Origin of the sequence: Variovorax sp. KBW07 (assembly GCF_003852515.1) — a bacterium.
Classification (GTDB): domain Bacteria; phylum Pseudomonadota; class Gammaproteobacteria; order Burkholderiales; family Burkholderiaceae_C; genus Variovorax.
Genome location: NZ_QAJK01000120.1, coordinates 26,487 through 43,057, shown reverse-complemented (window position 1 = coordinate 43,057; position 16,571 = coordinate 26,487). Strand labels below are relative to the sequence as shown.

Genomic DNA, 16,571 nt, shown 5'->3' with positions numbered 1-16,571 from the left:
CCATCGCCGAACCCCGGACAACAGCAGCGACCATCTCAGCGCCCAAGATAAACCTCGATCACGCGTTCGTCGGCCTGCACTTCGTCGAGCGTGCCTTGCGCCAGCACGGAGCCGTCGCACAGCACGGTGACGATTTCGGAAATGGTGCGGATGAAGCTCATGTCGTGCTCCACCACCATCAGCGAATGCTTGCCCTTGAGGGTAAGGAACAGTTCGGCCGTGCGGGCCGTCTCTTCATCGGTCATGCCCGCCACCGGCTCGTCGAGCAGCAGCAGCTTCGGGTCCTGCATCAGCAGCATGCCGATTTCGAGCCACTGCTTCTGGCCGTGGCTCAGGTTGCCCGCCAGGCGCGACACGCTGTCGGCCAGGTGAATCGTCTCCAGCACTTCGGCCAGTCGGTCGCTCTGCGCCGAGTCGAGCTTGAACAGCATCGAGGCGCGAACGCCCTTGTTGGTCTTGAGCGCCAGCTCGAGGTTCTCGAACACGGTCAGGTGCTCGAACACCGTCGGCTTCTGGAACTTGCGGCCGATGCCCAGCTGCGCAATGTCGGCCTCGCGGTGGCGCAACAGGTCGATGGTGCTGCCGAAGAACACCGTGCCCGAGTCGGGCCGGGTCTTGCCGGTGATGATGTCCATCATCGTCGTCTTGCCGGCACCGTTCGGGCCGATGATGCAGCGCAGCTCGCCCGGTGCGATGTCGAGCGAGAGCTTGTTGATGGCCTTGAAGCCGTCGAAGCTCACGCTCACGTCTTCCAGGTACAGGATGCGGCCGTGCGTCACGTCGACTTCGCCCGGCGTGACGTGGCGGCCGAAGTCGGCGGCGCGGCCACCCGATTCGGTGCTGCCGCTGTTGTAGACGGCGCCCTGGGCGCGTGCGGCGCGCTCGGCGCCGGCTTCCATCAGGTCGGGCGTCATGTGCGGGCTCCCTTCGCGTCCACGGGCAACGAGGCCAGCAGTGCATCGGGCTCCACGCCCTGCTCCGTTGCCACCGCGCGGCGTGCCTCCTGCACCGCATCGGCCGCATCGGCAGGCGCTGCCTTCTTCTCGCGCGACAACCACTTCTTCACCAGACCCACGATGCCGTTCGGCAGGAACAGCGTGACAGCAATGAACAAGGCGCCCAGGAAGTACAGCCAGTACTCGGGGTAGGCCACGGTGAGCCAGCTCTTCGCGCCGTTGACGATGAAGGCGCCGATGATCGGCCCGATCAGCGTGGCGCGCCCACCCACTGCCGCCCAGATCGCGATCTCGATGGAATTCGCCGCGCTCATTTCACCGGGGTTGATGATGCCGACCTGCGGCACATACAGCGCACCGGCCACGCCGCACATCACGGCAGAGATGACCCAGATGGTGAGCTTGTACGGCAGCGGGTTGTAGCCCGAGAACATCACGCGCGTTTCGGCATCGCGGATGGCCTGCAGCACGCGGCCGAACTTGCTGCCGATGAGCCACTTGGCGAACAGGAAGAAGCCGAGCAGCGTGAGGCCGGTGAGCGCGAAGAGCGTCATGCGCATCTCTTGCGTGGCAATGGGAATGTTCAGGATGCGCTTGAAGTCGGTAAAGCCGTTGTTGCCGCCGAAGCCCGTCTCGTTGCGGAAGAACAGCAGCATCGCCGCGAAGGTCATGGCCTGCGTGATGATCGAGAAGTACACGCCCTTGATGCGCGAGCGGAAGGCGAAGAAGCCGAACACGAAGGCGATGAGGCCCGGCACCGCGACGATGAGGACCAGCGTGGCGATGAAGCTGTCGCTGAAGGTCCAGTGCCAGGGCAGCGTCTTCCAGTCGAGGAACACCATGAAGTCGGGCAGGTCGCTCTTGTAGTTGCCGTCGCGGCCGATCTGGCGCATGAGGTACATGCCCATCATGTAGCCGCCGAGCGCGAAGAAGAGGCCGTGGCCCAGCGAAAGAATGCCGGTGTAGCCCCAGATCAGGTCCATGGCCAACGCGCAGATGGCGTAGCACATGATCTTGCCGACCAGCGCCACGGCGTAGTCGCTCATGTGCAGCGGGCTGTCGACCGGCACCCAGATGTTGAGTACCGGCGCCACCGCGCACACCACGATGAGCGCGACGAAGAAGGCCGTCCAGCCCTTGCCGCTCAGCAGCGGACCTTTGGTGGGTAGTGCAACCTTGCTCATGCTTCCGCGCTCCGGCCCTTCATGGCAAAGATGCCCTGAGGTCTCTTCTGAATGAAGATGATGATGAAGACAAGCACCGCGATCTTCGCGAGCACAGCGCCCGCCCAGCCTTCGATGAACTTGTTGAGAATGCCCAGCCCCAGCGCCGCGTACACGGTGCCCGCGAGCTGGCCGACGCCACCCATCACGACCACCATGAAGCTGTCGACGATGTAGCTCTGGCCGAGGTCGGGGCCGACGTTGCCGATCTGGCTCAGCGCGCAGCCCGCCAGGCCCGCGATGCCGGAGCCGAGCGCGAAGGCGTAGGTGTCGATGCGCGCGGTGTTCACGCCCATGCACGAAGCGATCGGGCGGTTCTGCGTGACGCCGCGCACGAACAGACCAAGGCGTGTCTTGCCAATGAGCCAGCCCATCGCAAGCAATACCAGCACCGCGAAGATGATGATGCAGATACGGTTCCACGGCAGCGTGACGTTGCTCAGCATGGTGAAGCCCCCGCTCATCCAGCCGGGGTTCTCGACGCCGACGTTCTGCGCGCCAAACAGCGTGCGCACCAGCTGCTGCAGCATCAGGCTGATGCCCCAGGTGGCGAGCAGCGTTTCGAGCGGCCGGCCGTACAGGAAGCGGATGACGCCGCGCTCGAGCACCGCGCCCACCAGCGCCGATGCAAGGAACGACACGGGAATCGCCGCGACCAGGTACCAGCCAAACGCCGCCTCGGGCATGTACTTCTGGAAGATGCCCTGCATCACGTAGGTGGCGTAGGCGCCGATCATCATCAGCTCGCCGTGCGCCATGTTGATGACGCCCATCAGCCCGTAGGTGATGGCCAGGCCGAGCGCTGCCAGCAGCAGCACCGAGCCCAGGCTGATGCCGCTGAACACGGCGTTGATGCGGTCGCCCCAGACCAGCGAGCCGTCGATGCTGGCGATGGACGCGACGATGGCGGCCTTGACGTCGGCTTCGGTCTCGTCGGCCAGTCGCTGGTTGAGCAGCAGCTTGGTGTCGGGGTTGCGGTTGTTGCCCAGCTCTTTCGCGGCCACGAGGCGCTTGGTCTTGTCGGCGCTGGTGAGCATGCTGGCGGCGCGCACCAGTTCGAGCTGTGCCTTGATCTTCGGATTGGTCTCGGCGGCCAGCGCCTTCTCGACCATGGGGATGCGCGATTCGTCGGGCTCCTTGAACAGCGCCTGCGCCGCTTCGGCGCGCACCGCGTCGTCTTTGCTGGTGAGCTTGAGCGCAGCTTGCGCGGCATCGAGCGCGCCGCGCATGAGGTTGTTGTTGACGACGTCTTCGGCGGTGTCGGGCACCTTCAGCTCGGCACCGGTGACGGGGTCGTAGCCCTTTCCTTCAGGACTGTCCTTCATCACGAAGACCTTGTCTTCGGTGTACTTGACCGCGTCGTCGGACATGGCCTGGATGAACGCTGCGGTCTTGTCGTCGGCCGTGAGCACGGCCTTGTTGAGCGCGGCAATGCGGGCTTCGGACTCGCCGGAGGCGATGGCCCTGGCTTCGTCGGCGGTCAGCGCGTGGGCGGCCGATGCCATGAGGAGCATGGCGGCCAAGGCAGGAATCACGCAGTGAAGGGTTCGTCGAAGCATCATGAAATTTGGTATTGCCCCCTCTCCCCTCGGGGAGAGGGTTGGGGTGAGGGCCTGCGGCCTTCCAACGAGCGCGGCGGCCAGATCGACCGCCGTTGCCCTCACCCCTGCCCTCTCCCCAAGGGGAGAGGGAGCAAGAGCAAGGGAGTTGTCGAAGAGTTACATCGACTTGCCAGCCGGGTAATCCGGCTTCTTGTCATTGCCTTCGATGTACGGGCTCCACGGCTTCGCCTTCACCGGACCCGGCGTCTTCCACACCACGTTGAACTGCCCATCGGCCTTGATCTCGCCGATGAACACGCTCTTGTGCAGGTGGTGGTTCTTCTCGTCCATCTTCGACACGATGCCCGAGGGCGCGGTGAAGGTCTGGCCGGCCATCGCCGCGATCACCTTGTCGGTGTCGGTGCTCTTGGCCTTCTCGACCGCCTGCTTCCACATGTGGATGCCGATCCAGGTGGCTTCCATCGGGTCGTTGGTGAGCGGCTTGTCCTTGTGGCCGGCGATGTTCTTGGCCTTGGCGTAGTCGCTCCACTGCTTGATGAACGCCGTGTTGGTCGGGTTCTTGATCGACATGAAGTAGTTCCATGCGGCCAGGTGGCCGACCAGCGGCTTGGTGTCCACGCCGCGCAGTTCTTCTTCACCGACAGAGAAGGCGACCACAGGCACGTCCTTGGCCTTCAGGCCCGCGTTGCCCAGTTCCTTGTAGAAGGGCACGTTCGAGTCGCCGTTGATGGTCGAGACCACCGCCGTCTTGCCGCCGGCCGAGAACTTCTTGATGTCGGCGACGATGGTCTGGTAGTCGCTGTGGCCGAAGGGCGTGTACTTCTCGTCGATGTCGGTGTCCTTCACGCCCTTGCTCTTCAGGTAGGCGCGCAGGATCTTGTTGGTGGTGCGCGGGTACACGTAGTCGGTGCCCAGCAGCACCCAGCGCTTGGCGCCGCCGCCTTCCTTGCTCATCAGGTAATCGACCGCCGGAATGGCTTGCTGGTTGGGCGCGGCGCCCGTGTAGAACACGTTCTTCGAGAGCTCTTCGCCTTCGTACTGCACCGGGTAGAACAGCAGGCCGTTCATTTCCTCGACCACCGGCAGCACCGACTTGCGCGACACCGAGGTCCAGCAGCCGAAGATCACCGAGACCTTGTCCTGGCCGAGCAGCTGCTTGGTTTTTTCAGCGAACAGCGGCCAGTTGGAGGCCGGGTCGACCACCACGGGCTCCAACTGCTTGCCCAGCACGCCGCCCTTCTTGTTGATGTCGTCGATGGCCATCAGCACCGTGTCTTTCAACACGGTTTCCGAGATGGCCATCGTGCCCGACAGCGAGTGCAGCACGCCGACCTTGATGGTGTCGGCGGCAAATGCGGGCGCAGCAGAAATGCTGGCCAGCGCGACGGCGGCGGTGAGCGCCTTGAGTGTGAAACGACGTTGCATGTGGACTCCTGCTCCGGTGGGTTGAACCTTGTCGACAGCGCATGGCTGGCGATGGAGAGGAGTCTGCGGAATGCACCAACAAGGGGAAATACGCCGGGTGGCGTACACGGAGGTACTCAGGCGGGTGGCGCTCGCGGTGGCACCGGGTACTTGAGCGCGTTCAACACCATCTTGTTTCGCGCCGCTTCGACCAGATCGATGCCGAGCTTGTCGGCCAGTTGCAGCAGGTACAGAAACACATCCGCCATCTCGGCGCCGACCTCGGCCCGCTTGTCTTGCGGCAACGAGCGGCTCTGCGCTTCGGTGAGCCACTGGAAATGCTCCAGCAGCTCGGCCGCTTCGACCGACAAGGCCGACGCGAGGTTCTTGGGGGAGTGGAACTGCTCCCAGTCCCGGGCCTGGGCGAATTCGCGCAGCGCCTGATTCAGCTGTTGCAGATCGGTAGCCATGTCACTCCATTGTCCAAAGCCAAACTCATCAACCTCGACACCAACAAACCCAATTTGGGCTTTAAAATGCCCAAAATGGGTAAATCGCCTTTGCCATCAAGAACCGAGAAGCCCGCCAGCCTGGCGGATGCCCTTTTCACGACGACTCAACAGCGCGTGCTTGGCTACCTTTTCGGCCAGCCCGACCGCAGTTTTTTTTCCAGCGAGTTGATCAAGCTTACCGGCGCGGGCTCGGGCGCCGTGCAACGCGAGCTCAAGCAGTTGACCGACAGCGGCCTGCTCATCACCTCCCGTGTCGGCAATCAGAAGCACTACCAGGCCAACGCCGCAGCGCCGATCTACGACGAGTTGAGCAGCATCGTTCGCAAGACCTTCGGCCTGGCCGGTCCGTTGCGCGAGGCATTGGAACCGGTCGCCAAAAAAATCGAGGCTGCCTTCGTGTTCGGTTCGGTGGCGAAGAAGAGCGACACGGCCTCGAGCGACATCGACCTGCTTCTGATCAGTGATGAACTTGCGTATTCGGATCTGTTTCTTGCGCTCGACGCGGTATCGGCGCGCCTCGGCCGTACAGTGAACCCGACCATGTTCACAAGAAAAGAACTGATGCGAAAACACAAGGATGCCGAATCGTTCGTGAAGCGCGTCATGGAGCAACCCAAGCTCTGGGTCATCGGCGACCCGCATGCCCTCCCCGCTTGAGAACCTGTGCGGTCCGGCCAAGCCGCTGACCGCGGAATCCCCGGATGCGCGCGAGTTTGCAGGCCTGATGCGCTCCGGCCTTGCGCGCCTGGCAGATGCCCAGGTGATGCAACTCTCCGTCGAGGGGCGCTTCGATCTTGCCTACAACGCGGCGCACGCCATGTGCCTTGCGGCGCTGCGTTGGCATGGCTACCGGTCGAGCAACCGCTTCATCGTCTTCCAGGTGCTTCCCCACACATTGGAGTTGGGGCCGGAGGTATGGCGCGTATTGGCCAAGGGGCACGAAATACGCAACCTTGGCGAGTATGAAGGCGACATGAACGTCGATGAACGCATCGTTCGCGACCTGATCGCCGCATGCCAGCGCGTGGCCTCAAGGCTCTTCGCTCTTCCTCCGCCCGGGCAGGGCTGAACAAGCCGGCCCCGCGTCTAATGCTGGCGCGCTCCCCTGTGGTGCAGCACGGCCACCACCAACGCGGAGACCGCCAGGTACAGCAATGCAATGCCGAATGCGCTGTTGTAGCTGGCTTCGTTCAATGCATCGCCCAACCGTCCATAGAACAGGATGCCAATCAACGCCACCCCCAGCGCATTGCTCCCCTGCTGAACCATCGACAGCACGCCCGACGCCACGCCCGCATGCTGCGGCGGCAGGCCGGCCAGCACGGTCGACACCAGCGGCGCCATCACCATGCCGAGCCCCGCGCCCTGCACCAGCAGCAGCGGCACCATCCACGCGACCACATGCGTGTGACCGGCCCACCCGGCCACGTTGACGAATTGCAGCGCGTGGCCCGCGGCCAGCACGAGGGCACCGAGCGCGATGGGCGGCTTGCCGCCGAAGCGGCGTGCCAGGCGCGCGCCGGCCATCGAGGTGGCGAGGAAGCCGACCGCCAGCGATGTGAAGACGATGCCCGAGGTCAGCGGGCCCAGCGCCAGCCCTTGCTGAAGGTAGAGGGCCACCACGAAGTACAGCGAGGCATTGCCCACGTAGAAGGCCAGCACGGTGAGCAGCCCCATGACGAAGCGGCTGTTCGCCAACAAGGCCGGCGCCACCAGTGGCGCGCCGCCGCGCGCGGCAAGCCGGCGCTGCTGGAAGGCGAACGCGGCCAGCAAGGGCAGCGCGGCGGCAAGGCACAGCCAGCTCCACAGCGGCCAGCCTTGCTGGCGGCCTTCCACCAGCGGCAGCACCACCGCGACCGAGCCCGCAGCCACCAGCAGCATGCCGACCAGATCGAGCTTGCTGTTGTGGCTGCCGCTATTTGCCGTCGGCGGAATCACGCGCGGTGCAAGCACCAGCGCCAGCAGGCCGATGGGCACGTTGATGAGAAAGCAACTGCGCCACCCCAGCCCTGCCAGGTCGGCATGGATCAGCAGGCCGCCCACGAGCTGCCCCAGCGTGGCGCCGAGCCCCAGCGTGAGCCCATAGGCGGCAAAGGCACGCGCACGGTCTTCACCTGCATAGGCCAGGCCGATCATCGCCAGCACCTGCGGCTGCAGCAGCGCGCCGGCCAGGCCCTGCAGCACGCGCGCCGCCACGAGAAGCTCGGCGTTCGGCGCGAAGCCGCAGGCGGCCGATGCCAGCGTGAACAGCAGCAGGCCCAGCATGAACATGCGGCGCCGGCCGAACATGTCGCCGAGCCGGCCACCGGTGATGAGGCCGGCGGCGGTGGCCAGGCCGTAGCCGGCCACCACGAGTTGCAGGGTGGCGGTGCCGGCCTGCAGCTCATGCTGCATCGAAGGCAACGCAACGTTGACGATGAAGAAGTCCAGCACCACCAGGAAGGTGCCGCTGAGCATGACCCACAAGCCCAGCGGGCCGGGCTTCGTTGCGCCCGCCCCGTGAACGCCCGGGGAGGAAAGCGATGCCGCGGAAGCAGCGGAGTTGGAAGTGGTCATGGTGGACTCAAGTCTTGGGTTGGCGGCGCATGGCGGCAATGACCTCGAAGGTCATCGCCGGGCTTCAGACGGCGGGCGTCGGCAGGATGAACTGGTAGTCCTTGTCGATGCGGCCGTCTTCGGCCAACTGCAGGAACTCCAGCCCGAGTGCCGCCACGGGGCCACCGCCGGTCGGCACCATCTGCCAATGGAACATCAGCGTGTTCCGCAACAGTTGGGCATCGCCCGTGGCAATGAAGCGAAAGCCGCCATCGCGCACGTTCTTTTCGTGCGAGCTGGTGACGCGCTGTTCCAGCGCTTCGTAGCCCTTGGCCTGCAGCGTGCGCACGAAGTGCTCGCCTTCAGGGGTCCAGAGGCTGGCGATGGCATCGCGCCGCGCGCCGGCGTCGGTCTCGTTCCAGACGGCGACGTAGCGGTCGGCAAGTTCGGCAAAAGCGGTGTTGGCATTCATGGGTCTTCTCCAGTGCGGCGAAATAGTGAGGCTGCAGTTTCTTCCGCCATCGATGGACAATGAATGCCTGAAGAGCCGACAATCTTGTCCATTCGTCCACCAATGCAGGAGCTTCAATGGACCCACTCGACGACGTTTTCGCCGCCATGCGCGTGCGCAGCGCGGTGTATGCGCGCCTCGAAGCCGGCGCGCCCTGGGGCGTGAGCCTGGCGGGCGGAGAAAGCGCGAGGTTCGGCCTCGTCGTGCGCGGTGGCTGCCTGCTCGAAGTCGAGGGCATGGACCAGCCCGTGGCGCTGGCTGCGGGCGACTGCTACGTACTGGCGCACGGCACGCCCTATGTGCTGCGCGACCATCCCGACACGCCCACGGTGAGTTGCGTCTCGGTCGTGCGCGACCGTATCGGCGGCCTCGTGGAACTGGGTGGCACGGGCACGGCCGCTTCCGTGATCTGCGGCTGGTTTCACTTCGACCAGCGCGCCGCGAAGCCGCTGCTCGACCTGCTGCCGGTGCTGCTGCACGTGAAGATGGAACGGGCGCGCGCGCTGGCGCTGCAGGGCACGCTGCAATTGCTGGCGATGGAAACCAGTGAGCCCGGCCTGGGCTCCAGCCTGCTCGTGAGCCGGCTGGCCGACATCGTGTTCGTGCAGGCGGTGCGTGCCCACGCCGCAGCCCACGGCGAATCGCAGACGGGCTGGCTGGCCGCGCTGGCCGACGCGCGCATCGGCCCGGCCCTGCGCGCGATGCACAAGGACATGGCGCGCGACTGGACCGTCGAATCGCTGGCGGCCGCCGCGAGCCTGTCGCGCTCGGCCTTCGCGCAGCGCTTTCGCGAGCGCGTGGGGCAGGCGCCGCTGGAGTACCTCACGCAATGGCGCATGTTCAAGGCCGGCAACATGCTGGGCCAGGGCAATGCCGCGGTGGGCACGATCGCCGGCGCGGTGGGCTACGAGTCGGAGGCCGCTTTCAGCAAGGCCTTCAAGCGCGAGAAAGGCATGGCGCCGGGTGCCTGGCGCACGGCCGCACGCGAAACGGCGGTGGCCGCGTAGCAACGGCCCTGCTTCTGGTCAGGCCTTGGCTGCCTGCTTGAACTGCGCGCTCGCAAAAGCCCAGGCCATGCGCGTGGCGTCGGGACCGTCGGGGTCGCTGAACATCAGCCTTGCCGCGCCGCCGCTCCACGAGTGCCCGAGCCCCGCGATCTCGCACAGCATGACGACGGTGCGGCCCTTGCGCTTGAAGTCGGTCACGCGCATCGCCCGGCGCTTGCCGCGCTGGACGTCGCGCGCCAGCCCCGGCCGCGCACCCATGGCGGTGGCCCACACGGCCGCGCTGCTGACGGCATTGCTGGGCGCCACCACGGCATCGGCGTCGCCGTGCAGCACCAGCATCGGCGGCAGGGTCGCAAAGACGGCCGCGGCACCCATCGCCTTGCCGACCGCGGTAACGGGCATCGGCGGCACGTTCTGGCCGCGCATGGCACCGAGTGCGGTGGCCGACGACTTGGCGGCGCCGGGTGCCACGCCCGAATGCATGACCACCGCGCGAAAGCGGTTCGGGTAACGCGTGGCCAGCAAGGCCGCCATGCTGGCGCCGGCCGAAAGGCCAGCCAGCGCGATGCGATCGCGGTCCACCGGGTAGAGCACGCAGGCCTGGTCGACGGCGGCCATGAGCGTGGCGGCCTCGGCATCGGCCTTGCCCGAGCGGCGCTCATACCAGTTCCAGCAGCCTTGCGGATGGGCCAGCCGGTCTTGCTCGGGGTAGAGCACCAGGAAGCGTTGGCGCACGGCCAGCGCGTTCATGCGCGTGCTGGCCGCGAAGTCGCGCCCGGTCTGGCCGCAGCCGTGCAGCATGACCATCAACGGAAGTTTTTCGCCGGGCTGCAGTTGCAGGTCGGCCGGGCGGAACAGGTGATAGCCGCGCGCGCCGCCCGCGCCCATTGCCATGCCGCTCAGCCAGTCGCCCTTGCCGGGCGGTGGCTTGAGCCGCTTGGCGGCCGCGCGCTGGACCTGCCCCGCCACGCGCTTGCTGCTGCTCAGCGTGAGTCGGGTGAGCGCCTTCAGGTTGCGCTCGTAAGCGCGGGCAAAGACGGAAGCGGTGGATCGACGGGCCATGGCGCAGTGTGAGGGCAAAGCGCCGGGCGGCCAAACGACCGCGAAGGCCGTCGCACGTCAGTAGATTTCTGGAACGATCATGTTGGCCGGCACGGGCTGGCGCAGGTAGTCGTCGTGGCGCACGCGCGATGGCAGCTCGACCGGCGGATGCGCCACTTCCTGGTAGGGCAACTGGCCCAGCAGGTGGCTGATGCAGTTCAGGCGCGCCTTCTTCTTGTCGACCGCCTGCACCACCCACCACGGTGCCTCGGGAATGTGGGTGCGCTCCAGCATGATTTCCTTCGCCTTCGTGTATTCCTCCCAGCGGCGGCGGCTTTCGAGGTCCATCGGGCTCAGCTTCCACTGCTTGAGCGGGTCGTGGATGCGGCCCAGGAAGCGCATGTGCTGCTCGTCGTCGGTGATGGAGAACCAGTACTTGATGAGCTTGATGCCCGAGCGCACCAGCATCTTCTCGAACTCGGGCACGGTGCGAAAGAACTCCTCGTACTCGTCGTCGCTGCAGAAACCCATCACGCGCTCAACGCCGGCGCGGTTGTACCAGCTGCGGTCGAACAGCACCATTTCTCCGGCGGCCGGCAGGTGCGCCGCGTAACGCTGGAAGTACCACTGCGTGCGTTCGCGGTCGTTGGGCGCCGGCAGCGCGGCCACGCGGGCCACGCGCGGGTTCAGCCGCTGCGTGATGCGCTTGATGACGCCGCCCTTGCCCGCCGCATCGCGGCCTTCGAACAGGATGACGACCTTCTGCTTGCTGTGCTGCACCCAATCTTGCAGCTTGACCAGTTCGCCCTGCAGGCGGAACAGCTCCTTGAAGTAGGCCTGGCGGGCCGCCTTGTCGGTCGGGGTGTTGGCGGTGGCGGCGTCGAGGCCGTCGATGTTGCGGTCTTCGATCTCCAGCTCGAGCTCTTCGTCGTAGCTGTCGATCAGGTCGCGGGCGATGCGTTGCATCAGTTCTTCGTGGTCTGGAAGAGAGCTCGTCAGCATGATGGGAAGAAGGAAAGTGGGGGAAGAAAAAAGCATGCTGCACGCCCCATATGACTGCGGCGTGACGGTTTGATGGTTGCTTTCTGTAAGCCGACACGCCGTTGTCATATAGCGCGAACACCATCTGCAGCCAATACAACAGGGGAAAAACCGTCCATGAACACGCTAGCCGCTCCGCACGCCGCCGAGATGCCGCCCGCGCCCTCCGGTGCACATCGCCCCAAGCTCGACGCCAAGCCGGGCCCGATCACGCTGATCACTTTCGTGGGCCTGCTGGCCGCCGGCCTGCTCTTCACGGCCTGGAGCCTGGTCGGCGACGTCACCGCCTCCGGCGCACCGGTCACGACATGGGTTCCCTACATTCTTCTGGGCGTGGCGCTGCTGATTGCGCTGGGCTTCGAATTCGTCAACGGCTTCCATGACACGGCCAACGCCGTGGCCACGGTGATCTACACGCACTCGCTGCCGCCCAACTTCGCGGTGGTGTGGTCGGGCTTCTTCAACTTCCTGGGCGTGCTGGTGTCCAGCGGCGCGGTGGCCTTCGGCATCATTGCACTGCTGCCGGTGGAGCTGATCCTGCAGGTGGGTTCGGGCGCCGGCTTTGCCATGGTGTTCGCGCTGCTCATCGCCGCCATCATCTGGAACCTGGGCACGTGGTGGCTCGGGCTGCCGGCTTCTTCTTCGCACACGCTGATCGGCTCGATCATCGGCGTGGGCGTGGCCAACGCACTGATGCATGGCCGCGACGGCACCAGCGGTGTCGACTGGGCACAGGCCACCAAGGTGGGCTATTCGCTGCTGCTGTCGCCGATGGTCGGCTTCGGCTGCGCCGCCCTGCTGCTGCTGGCGTTGCGCGCCTTCGTGAAGAACCGCGCGCTGTATGAAGAACCCAAGGGCAGCGCGCCGCCGCCGTGGTGGATTCGCGGCCTGCTCATCCTGACCTGCACCGGCGTGTCGTTCGCGCACGGCTCCAACGACGGGCAAAAAGGCATGGGCCTGATCATGCTGATCCTGGTGGGCACGGTGCCGATGGCCTATGCGCTGAACCGCGCCATGCCGGCCAACGAAACGATCAAGTTCGTGGCCGTGGCCGAAATGGCGCAGACCGCGCTGAACCGCAGCCTGCCCACGTCGCTGCCCGCACTGCAACCCACGGCCGCGCGCGACACGCTCTCGACCTATGTGCGCACCCGCGAGTTCAACGCCTCGGTCGTGCCGGCACTGGCCGTCACCGCCGGCAGCATCGGCCAGCAGGTCAAATCGCACGGCTCGCTGGCTGCCGTGCCGGCCGACTCCGTTGCCAACGTTCGCAACGACATGTACCTGGCTTCGGAAGCCATTCGCCACCTCGACAAGAGCGGCGCCGCGAAGTTCGACGACGAGACCAAGCTGCGCGTCAACACGTTCCGCCAGGAACTGGACACCGCAACGCGCTTCATTCCGCTGTGGGTCAAGATCGCCGTGGCCATCGCGCTCGGGCTGGGCACCATGATCGGCTGGAAGCGCATCGTGGTTACCGTGGGCGAGAAGATCGGCAAGACGCACCTGAGCTACGCGCAGGGCGCCTCGGCCGAGCTGGTGGCCATGGTCACCATTGGCGCGGCCGACATGTACGGGCTGCCGGTATCGACCACGCACGTGCTGTCTTCCGGCGTGGCCGGCACCATGACGGCGAGCGGCTCGGGCCTGCAGATGTCCACGCTGCGCAACCTTGCGCTGGCCTGGGTGCTGACGCTGCCGGTGGCGATGCTGCTGTCGGGCTCGCTGTACTGGCTGTTCACCCGCCTCTTCTGATTTCCTGAAGCTACCTTTTCATCACGCAGCATCTTGTCGGCATTTCATGACCTCGCCGCCCAGTCCTATGGCGGCGACGAAGCCGGACTGATTTCCGGCTACCTGTTCGACGCCTCGGCGCCGGAGCCCGCGCGGCCCATCGACTCGGCGCAGGCCGCGGCGTGGCTGGCCGAGCATGGCCAGCGCGGCGACGAGGGCGAGAACCCTCCGTACGTCTGGCTGCACTTCAACCTGAGCCACGCCCATGCGGAACGCTGGCTGGTGCGGCACGCCGGGCTGTCGGACATCTTCTACGAGACGCTGCACGAAGGGCTGCCCTCCACGCGCATCGAGCGCGCCGACGATTCGCTGATCGCGGTCATCAACGACGTGCACTTCGAGTTCAGCTTCGAGCCCTCGGACATTTCCACGCTCTGGATCAGCGTGGGCCCGCGGCTGGTGGTCACGGCGCGCACCAAGCCGCTGCGCTCGGTCGATGCGCTGCGCACGGCCGTGAAGGCGGGCGACGCGCCACGCTCCAGCACCGAGCTGCTCGAACACCTGCTGCGCGCGCAGGCCGACGTGCTGGTGAAGATCGTGCGCGGCGTGACCTCGCGCATCGACCACATCGAAGACGAGCTGCTGGCCGGCCGCCTCGACCACAAGCGCGCGCGGCTCGGCGTGCTGCGCCGGCTGCTGGTGCGGCTGCAGCGGCTGCTGGCACCCGAGCCGGCCGCGCTGTTCCGCCTGCTGCAGGGTCCGCCGACCTGGATGTCGGAGCCCGATGCGCAGGCGCTGCGCGGCTCGACCGAAGAATTCTCGGTGGTGCTGCGCGACATGCAGGCGCTGCAGGAGCGCATCAAGCTGCTGCAGGAAGAAATAGCCGCCAACGTGAACGAGGACAACAACCGCAGCCTGTTCGTGCTGACGGTGGTCACGGTGCTGGCGCTGCCCATCAACATCCTGGCCGGCCTGTTCGGCATGAACGTGGGCGGCATTCCGCTGGCGGAGCACAAGCACGGCTTCTGGATCGTGGTGGCGATCGTCGCCAGCTTCACCGCGGTGGCGGCCTGGGCGGCTTTTCGCAAGAAGCGCTGAACCCCGCGCAATGGCGCATGCAGCGGCGCAGTAATGCTATTTATTTAGTAGCGTTTGACGCAGCATCCATGCGCCCGCATCGATGTTCCAGACCCCATAGAATGGCGGGGTGTCCTCCATTCTCAATGCCGATCTTCACTGCCACTCCGTGGTCTCCGACGGCACACTGACGCCCGAAGCGCTGGCCGCGCGCGCAGCCGCCAACGGGGTCGAGCTCTGGGCCCTCACCGACCACGACGAAGTCGGCGGCCAGCACCGCGCCGCCGCGGCAGCGCGCGAGAACGGCATGCGCTACCTCACCGGCACCGAGATATCGGTGACCTTCGCGAACGAAACCGTGCACATCGTCGGCCTGGGCTTCGACCCCGACGACGCCGCCATGACGCAGGGCCTGTACGACACGCGCGGCGGTCGCGGCAAGCGCGCGCAAGAAATGTCCGAGGGGCTGGCCAAGGTCGGCATCCAGGGCGCCTACGAAGGCGCGTTGCGCTTCGTCGGCAATCCCGAGCTCATTTCGCGCACGCACTTCGCGCGCTTCCTGGTCGAGCAGGGGCACTGCCGCGACACGCCCGAGGTGTTTCGCAAGTTCCTCACCGAAGGCAAGCCCGGCTACGTGCCGCACCGCTGGGCCTCGCTGAAAGATGCGGTGCACTGGATCACCGCCGCCAAGGGCATGGCCGTGATCGCGCACCCCGGCCGCTACAAGTTCACGGCCAACGAGGAATACGCGCTGTTCCTCGAATTCAAGGCGCATGGCGGCCAGGCGATCGAAGTCGTCACCGGCAGCCACACGCCCGCCGAGTACGTCGAGTACGCCGACAAGGCGCTCGAGTTCGGTTTCGCCGCCTCGCGCGGCAGCGATTTCCACAGCCCCGACGAAAGCCATTGCGATCTCGGCAAGCTGCCACCGTTGCCCGGCGCGCTCACGCCGGTGTGGGAACTGCTCGGCGATCGCATCCAGCAGTGAGCCAGAGCCCCGGGCCCGGTATCGACAACGCGGCCAGCGTTGCACTGGCGAATGCACGCGCGGCGCAACAGCACAGCCGCAGCAAGGAGTCGGAACGCATCCTCGCGGGCATCGGCCTCGTGATATTGGCCGTGGGCTGCTTTGCCACGCTGGACACCGCCACCAAGTACTCCACCCTGGCCGTGCCCATTCTCATGGGCGTGTGGTTCCGCTATGCCTTCCAGGCCGTGGCGACCACGCTGGTGCTGCTGCCGCTGCACGGCACCGCGCTGCTGCGCACGCGGCATCCGCGCTACCAGTTGCTGCGCGGCGCGCTGCTGCTGGCGTCGAGCATCTTCGCGTTCCTGAGCCTGCGCTACATGCCGCTGGCCGAGTTCACGTCGATCGTGCTGATCGCGCCGCTGGTGATCACGCTGCTGGCGGCCACCACGCTCAAGGAGCACGTGTCGCCGCTGCGCTGGTCGCTGGTGGCGGGCGGCTTCATCGGCACGCTGGTCATTCTTCGGCCGGGCGGCGGCAGCTTCAGCTGGGCCGTTTTCCTGCCGCTGGGGCTGGTGCTGACCAACGCGTGGTTCCAGGTGCTCACCAGCAAGCTGGCGCAGACCGAAAACCCGCTGACCATGCATTTCTATACGGGCTGGGTGGGCACGCTGATCGCGTCGCTGGCGCTGCCCTTCGTGTGGACCGCCCTGCCCTCGTGGGAGTGGTGGGCGCTGCTGTGCCTCATGGGTTTCATGGGCACGGTGGGACACTTCATGCTCATCCTTGCGTACCAGCGCGCGCCCGCATCCACGCTCACGCCGTATCTTTATGCGCAGATCGCCTTTGCCATGCTGGGCGGCTGGCTCATTTTTTCCCATGTGCCCGACCGCTTTTCGCTCATCGGCATGGCGATGATCGCGGTCTGCGGCGCAGCCGGCGCGTGGCTCACGGTGCGCGAGCGGCGCGTGCCGATCGAACCCGCGGAATCCTGATCAGGA

General features: G+C 66.0%; 16 protein-coding genes. 7 read left to right on the top strand and 9 right to left on the bottom strand.

What is annotated here, in order from left to right:
- Nucleotides 1-35: 35 nt before the first annotated feature.
- The 5 genes from urtD to DBV14_RS22485 all read right to left on the bottom strand — a co-directional run bounded on the left by urtD (nucleotide 36) and on the right by DBV14_RS22485 (nucleotide 5,615).
- Nucleotides 36-914 (bottom strand): urea ABC transporter ATP-binding protein UrtD, encoded by an 879-nt coding sequence (gene urtD, locus DBV14_RS22505; RefSeq protein ID WP_124462240.1) that lies wholly within the window; start codon nucleotides 912-914, stop codon nucleotides 36-38.
- Entirely contained in the window at nucleotides 911-2,140 is a 1,230-nt protein-coding gene (urtC, locus tag DBV14_RS22500) for an urea ABC transporter permease subunit UrtC (protein WP_124462238.1), read from the bottom strand. The genes urtD and urtC overlap by 4 nt, the downstream gene beginning before the upstream one ends.
- On the bottom strand, nucleotides 2,137-3,693 hold the full coding sequence (gene urtB / locus DBV14_RS22495; RefSeq protein WP_124462236.1) for an urea ABC transporter permease subunit UrtB: 1,557 nt from the start codon (nucleotides 3,691-3,693) through the stop codon (nucleotides 2,137-2,139). The genes urtC and urtB overlap by 4 nt, the downstream gene beginning before the upstream one ends.
- A gap of 204 nt (nucleotides 3,694-3,897) precedes the next feature.
- Nucleotides 3,898-5,166, bottom strand: coding sequence for an urea ABC transporter substrate-binding protein (urtA, locus tag DBV14_RS22490; protein ID WP_093058616.1), 1,269 nt, complete (start codon nucleotides 5,164-5,166; stop codon nucleotides 3,898-3,900).
- 116 nt (nucleotides 5,167-5,282) lie between these two features.
- Nucleotides 5,283-5,615, bottom strand: a complete 333-nt coding sequence (locus DBV14_RS22485) for a nucleotide pyrophosphohydrolase (RefSeq protein ID WP_124462234.1) — start codon at nucleotides 5,613-5,615, stop codon at nucleotides 5,283-5,285.
- A 9-nt stretch (nucleotides 5,616-5,624) separates the two neighbouring features.
- Between DBV14_RS22485 and DBV14_RS22480 the strand changes: the two genes are divergently transcribed.
- On the top strand, nucleotides 5,625-6,314 hold the full coding sequence (locus DBV14_RS22480) for a nucleotidyltransferase domain-containing protein (protein WP_260397186.1): 690 nt from the start codon (nucleotides 5,625-5,627) through the stop codon (nucleotides 6,312-6,314).
- Nucleotides 6,298-6,726, top strand: a complete 429-nt coding sequence (locus DBV14_RS22475) for a hypothetical protein (RefSeq protein ID WP_124462232.1) — start codon at nucleotides 6,298-6,300, stop codon at nucleotides 6,724-6,726. The genes DBV14_RS22480 and DBV14_RS22475 overlap by 17 nt, the downstream gene beginning before the upstream one ends.
- A gap of 17 nt (nucleotides 6,727-6,743) precedes the next feature.
- On the opposite strand, the gene DBV14_RS22470 is transcribed toward DBV14_RS22475, so the two are convergent.
- Both DBV14_RS22470 and DBV14_RS22465 read right to left on the bottom strand, forming a co-directional pair.
- On the bottom strand, nucleotides 6,744-8,213 hold the full coding sequence (locus DBV14_RS22470) for an MFS transporter (protein ID WP_124462230.1): 1,470 nt from the start codon (nucleotides 8,211-8,213) through the stop codon (nucleotides 6,744-6,746).
- A 64-nt stretch (nucleotides 8,214-8,277) separates the two neighbouring features.
- Nucleotides 8,278-8,664, bottom strand: a complete 387-nt coding sequence (locus DBV14_RS22465; RefSeq protein WP_124462228.1) for a hypothetical protein — start codon at nucleotides 8,662-8,664, stop codon at nucleotides 8,278-8,280.
- Between the two features lie 116 nt (nucleotides 8,665-8,780).
- Between DBV14_RS22465 and DBV14_RS22460 the strand changes: the two genes are divergently transcribed.
- Complete coding sequence (locus DBV14_RS22460; RefSeq protein WP_124462226.1) at nucleotides 8,781-9,710, top strand: AraC family transcriptional regulator; 930 nt, start codon at nucleotides 8,781-8,783, stop codon at nucleotides 9,708-9,710.
- A gap of 18 nt (nucleotides 9,711-9,728) precedes the next feature.
- On the opposite strand, the gene DBV14_RS22455 is transcribed toward DBV14_RS22460, so the two are convergent.
- Together DBV14_RS22455 and ppk2 are read right to left on the bottom strand one after the other, a co-directional pair.
- On the bottom strand, nucleotides 9,729-10,772 hold the full coding sequence (locus DBV14_RS22455) for a PHB depolymerase family esterase (protein WP_124462224.1): 1,044 nt from the start codon (nucleotides 10,770-10,772) through the stop codon (nucleotides 9,729-9,731).
- Nucleotides 10,773-10,829: 57 nt separating this feature from the next.
- Complete coding sequence (gene ppk2 / locus DBV14_RS22450) at nucleotides 10,830-11,753, bottom strand: polyphosphate kinase 2 (protein WP_185546092.1); 924 nt, start codon at nucleotides 11,751-11,753, stop codon at nucleotides 10,830-10,832.
- Between the two features lie 156 nt (nucleotides 11,754-11,909).
- Between ppk2 and DBV14_RS22445 the strand changes: the two genes are divergently transcribed.
- The 4 genes from DBV14_RS22445 (at nucleotide 11,910) to DBV14_RS22430 (ending at nucleotide 16,565) form a co-directional block, all read left to right on the top strand.
- On the top strand, nucleotides 11,910-13,547 hold the full coding sequence (locus DBV14_RS22445; RefSeq protein WP_124462222.1) for an inorganic phosphate transporter: 1,638 nt from the start codon (nucleotides 11,910-11,912) through the stop codon (nucleotides 13,545-13,547).
- A gap of 33 nt (nucleotides 13,548-13,580) precedes the next feature.
- On the top strand, nucleotides 13,581-14,624 hold the full coding sequence (locus DBV14_RS22440) for a transporter (protein ID WP_124462220.1): 1,044 nt from the start codon (nucleotides 13,581-13,583) through the stop codon (nucleotides 14,622-14,624).
- A gap of 109 nt (nucleotides 14,625-14,733) precedes the next feature.
- The gene (locus DBV14_RS22435; RefSeq protein ID WP_124462218.1) at nucleotides 14,734-15,591 is read left to right on the top strand and encodes a 3',5'-nucleoside bisphosphate phosphatase; all 858 of its coding nucleotides are present in this window, start codon (nucleotides 14,734-14,736) and stop codon (nucleotides 15,589-15,591) included.
- On the top strand, nucleotides 15,588-16,565 hold the full coding sequence (locus DBV14_RS22430; RefSeq protein ID WP_124462216.1) for a DMT family transporter: 978 nt from the start codon (nucleotides 15,588-15,590) through the stop codon (nucleotides 16,563-16,565). The genes DBV14_RS22435 and DBV14_RS22430 overlap by 4 nt, the downstream gene beginning before the upstream one ends.
- The last annotated feature ends 6 nt before the right edge of the window (nucleotides 16,566-16,571 follow it).

Bases quoted from the DNA above. Each gene is read 5' to 3' on its own strand.
- urtD (WP_124462240.1), bottom strand. From the start codon at position 914: ATGACGCCCGACCTGATGGAAGCCGGCGCCGAGCGCGCCGCACGCGCC.
- urtC (WP_124462238.1), bottom strand. From the start codon at position 2,140: ATGAGCAAGGTTGCACTACCCACCAAAGGTCCGCTGCTGAGCGGCAAG.
- urtB (WP_124462236.1), bottom strand. From the start codon at position 3,693: ATGCTCCTCATGGCATCGGCCGCCCACGCGCTGACCGCCGACGAAGCC.
- urtA (WP_093058616.1), bottom strand. From the start codon at position 5,166: ATGCAACGTCGTTTCACACTCAAGGCGCTCACCGCCGCCGTCGCGCTG.
- DBV14_RS22485 (WP_124462234.1), bottom strand. From the start codon at position 5,615: ATGGCTACCGATCTGCAACAGCTGAATCAGGCGCTGCGCGAATTCGCC.
- DBV14_RS22475 (WP_124462232.1), top strand. From the start codon at position 6,298: ATGCCCTCCCCGCTTGAGAACCTGTGCGGTCCGGCCAAGCCGCTGACC.
- DBV14_RS22470 (WP_124462230.1), bottom strand. From the start codon at position 8,213: ATGACCACTTCCAACTCCGCTGCTTCCGCGGCATCGCTTTCCTCCCCG.
- DBV14_RS22465 (WP_124462228.1), bottom strand. From the start codon at position 8,664: ATGAATGCCAACACCGCTTTTGCCGAACTTGCCGACCGCTACGTCGCC.
- DBV14_RS22460 (WP_124462226.1), top strand. From the start codon at position 8,781: ATGGACCCACTCGACGACGTTTTCGCCGCCATGCGCGTGCGCAGCGCG.
- DBV14_RS22455 (WP_124462224.1), bottom strand. From the start codon at position 10,772: ATGGCCCGTCGATCCACCGCTTCCGTCTTTGCCCGCGCTTACGAGCGC.
- ppk2 (WP_185546092.1), bottom strand. From the start codon at position 11,753: ATGCTGACGAGCTCTCTTCCAGACCACGAAGAACTGATGCAACGCATC.
- DBV14_RS22445 (WP_124462222.1), top strand. From the start codon at position 11,910: ATGAACACGCTAGCCGCTCCGCACGCCGCCGAGATGCCGCCCGCGCCC.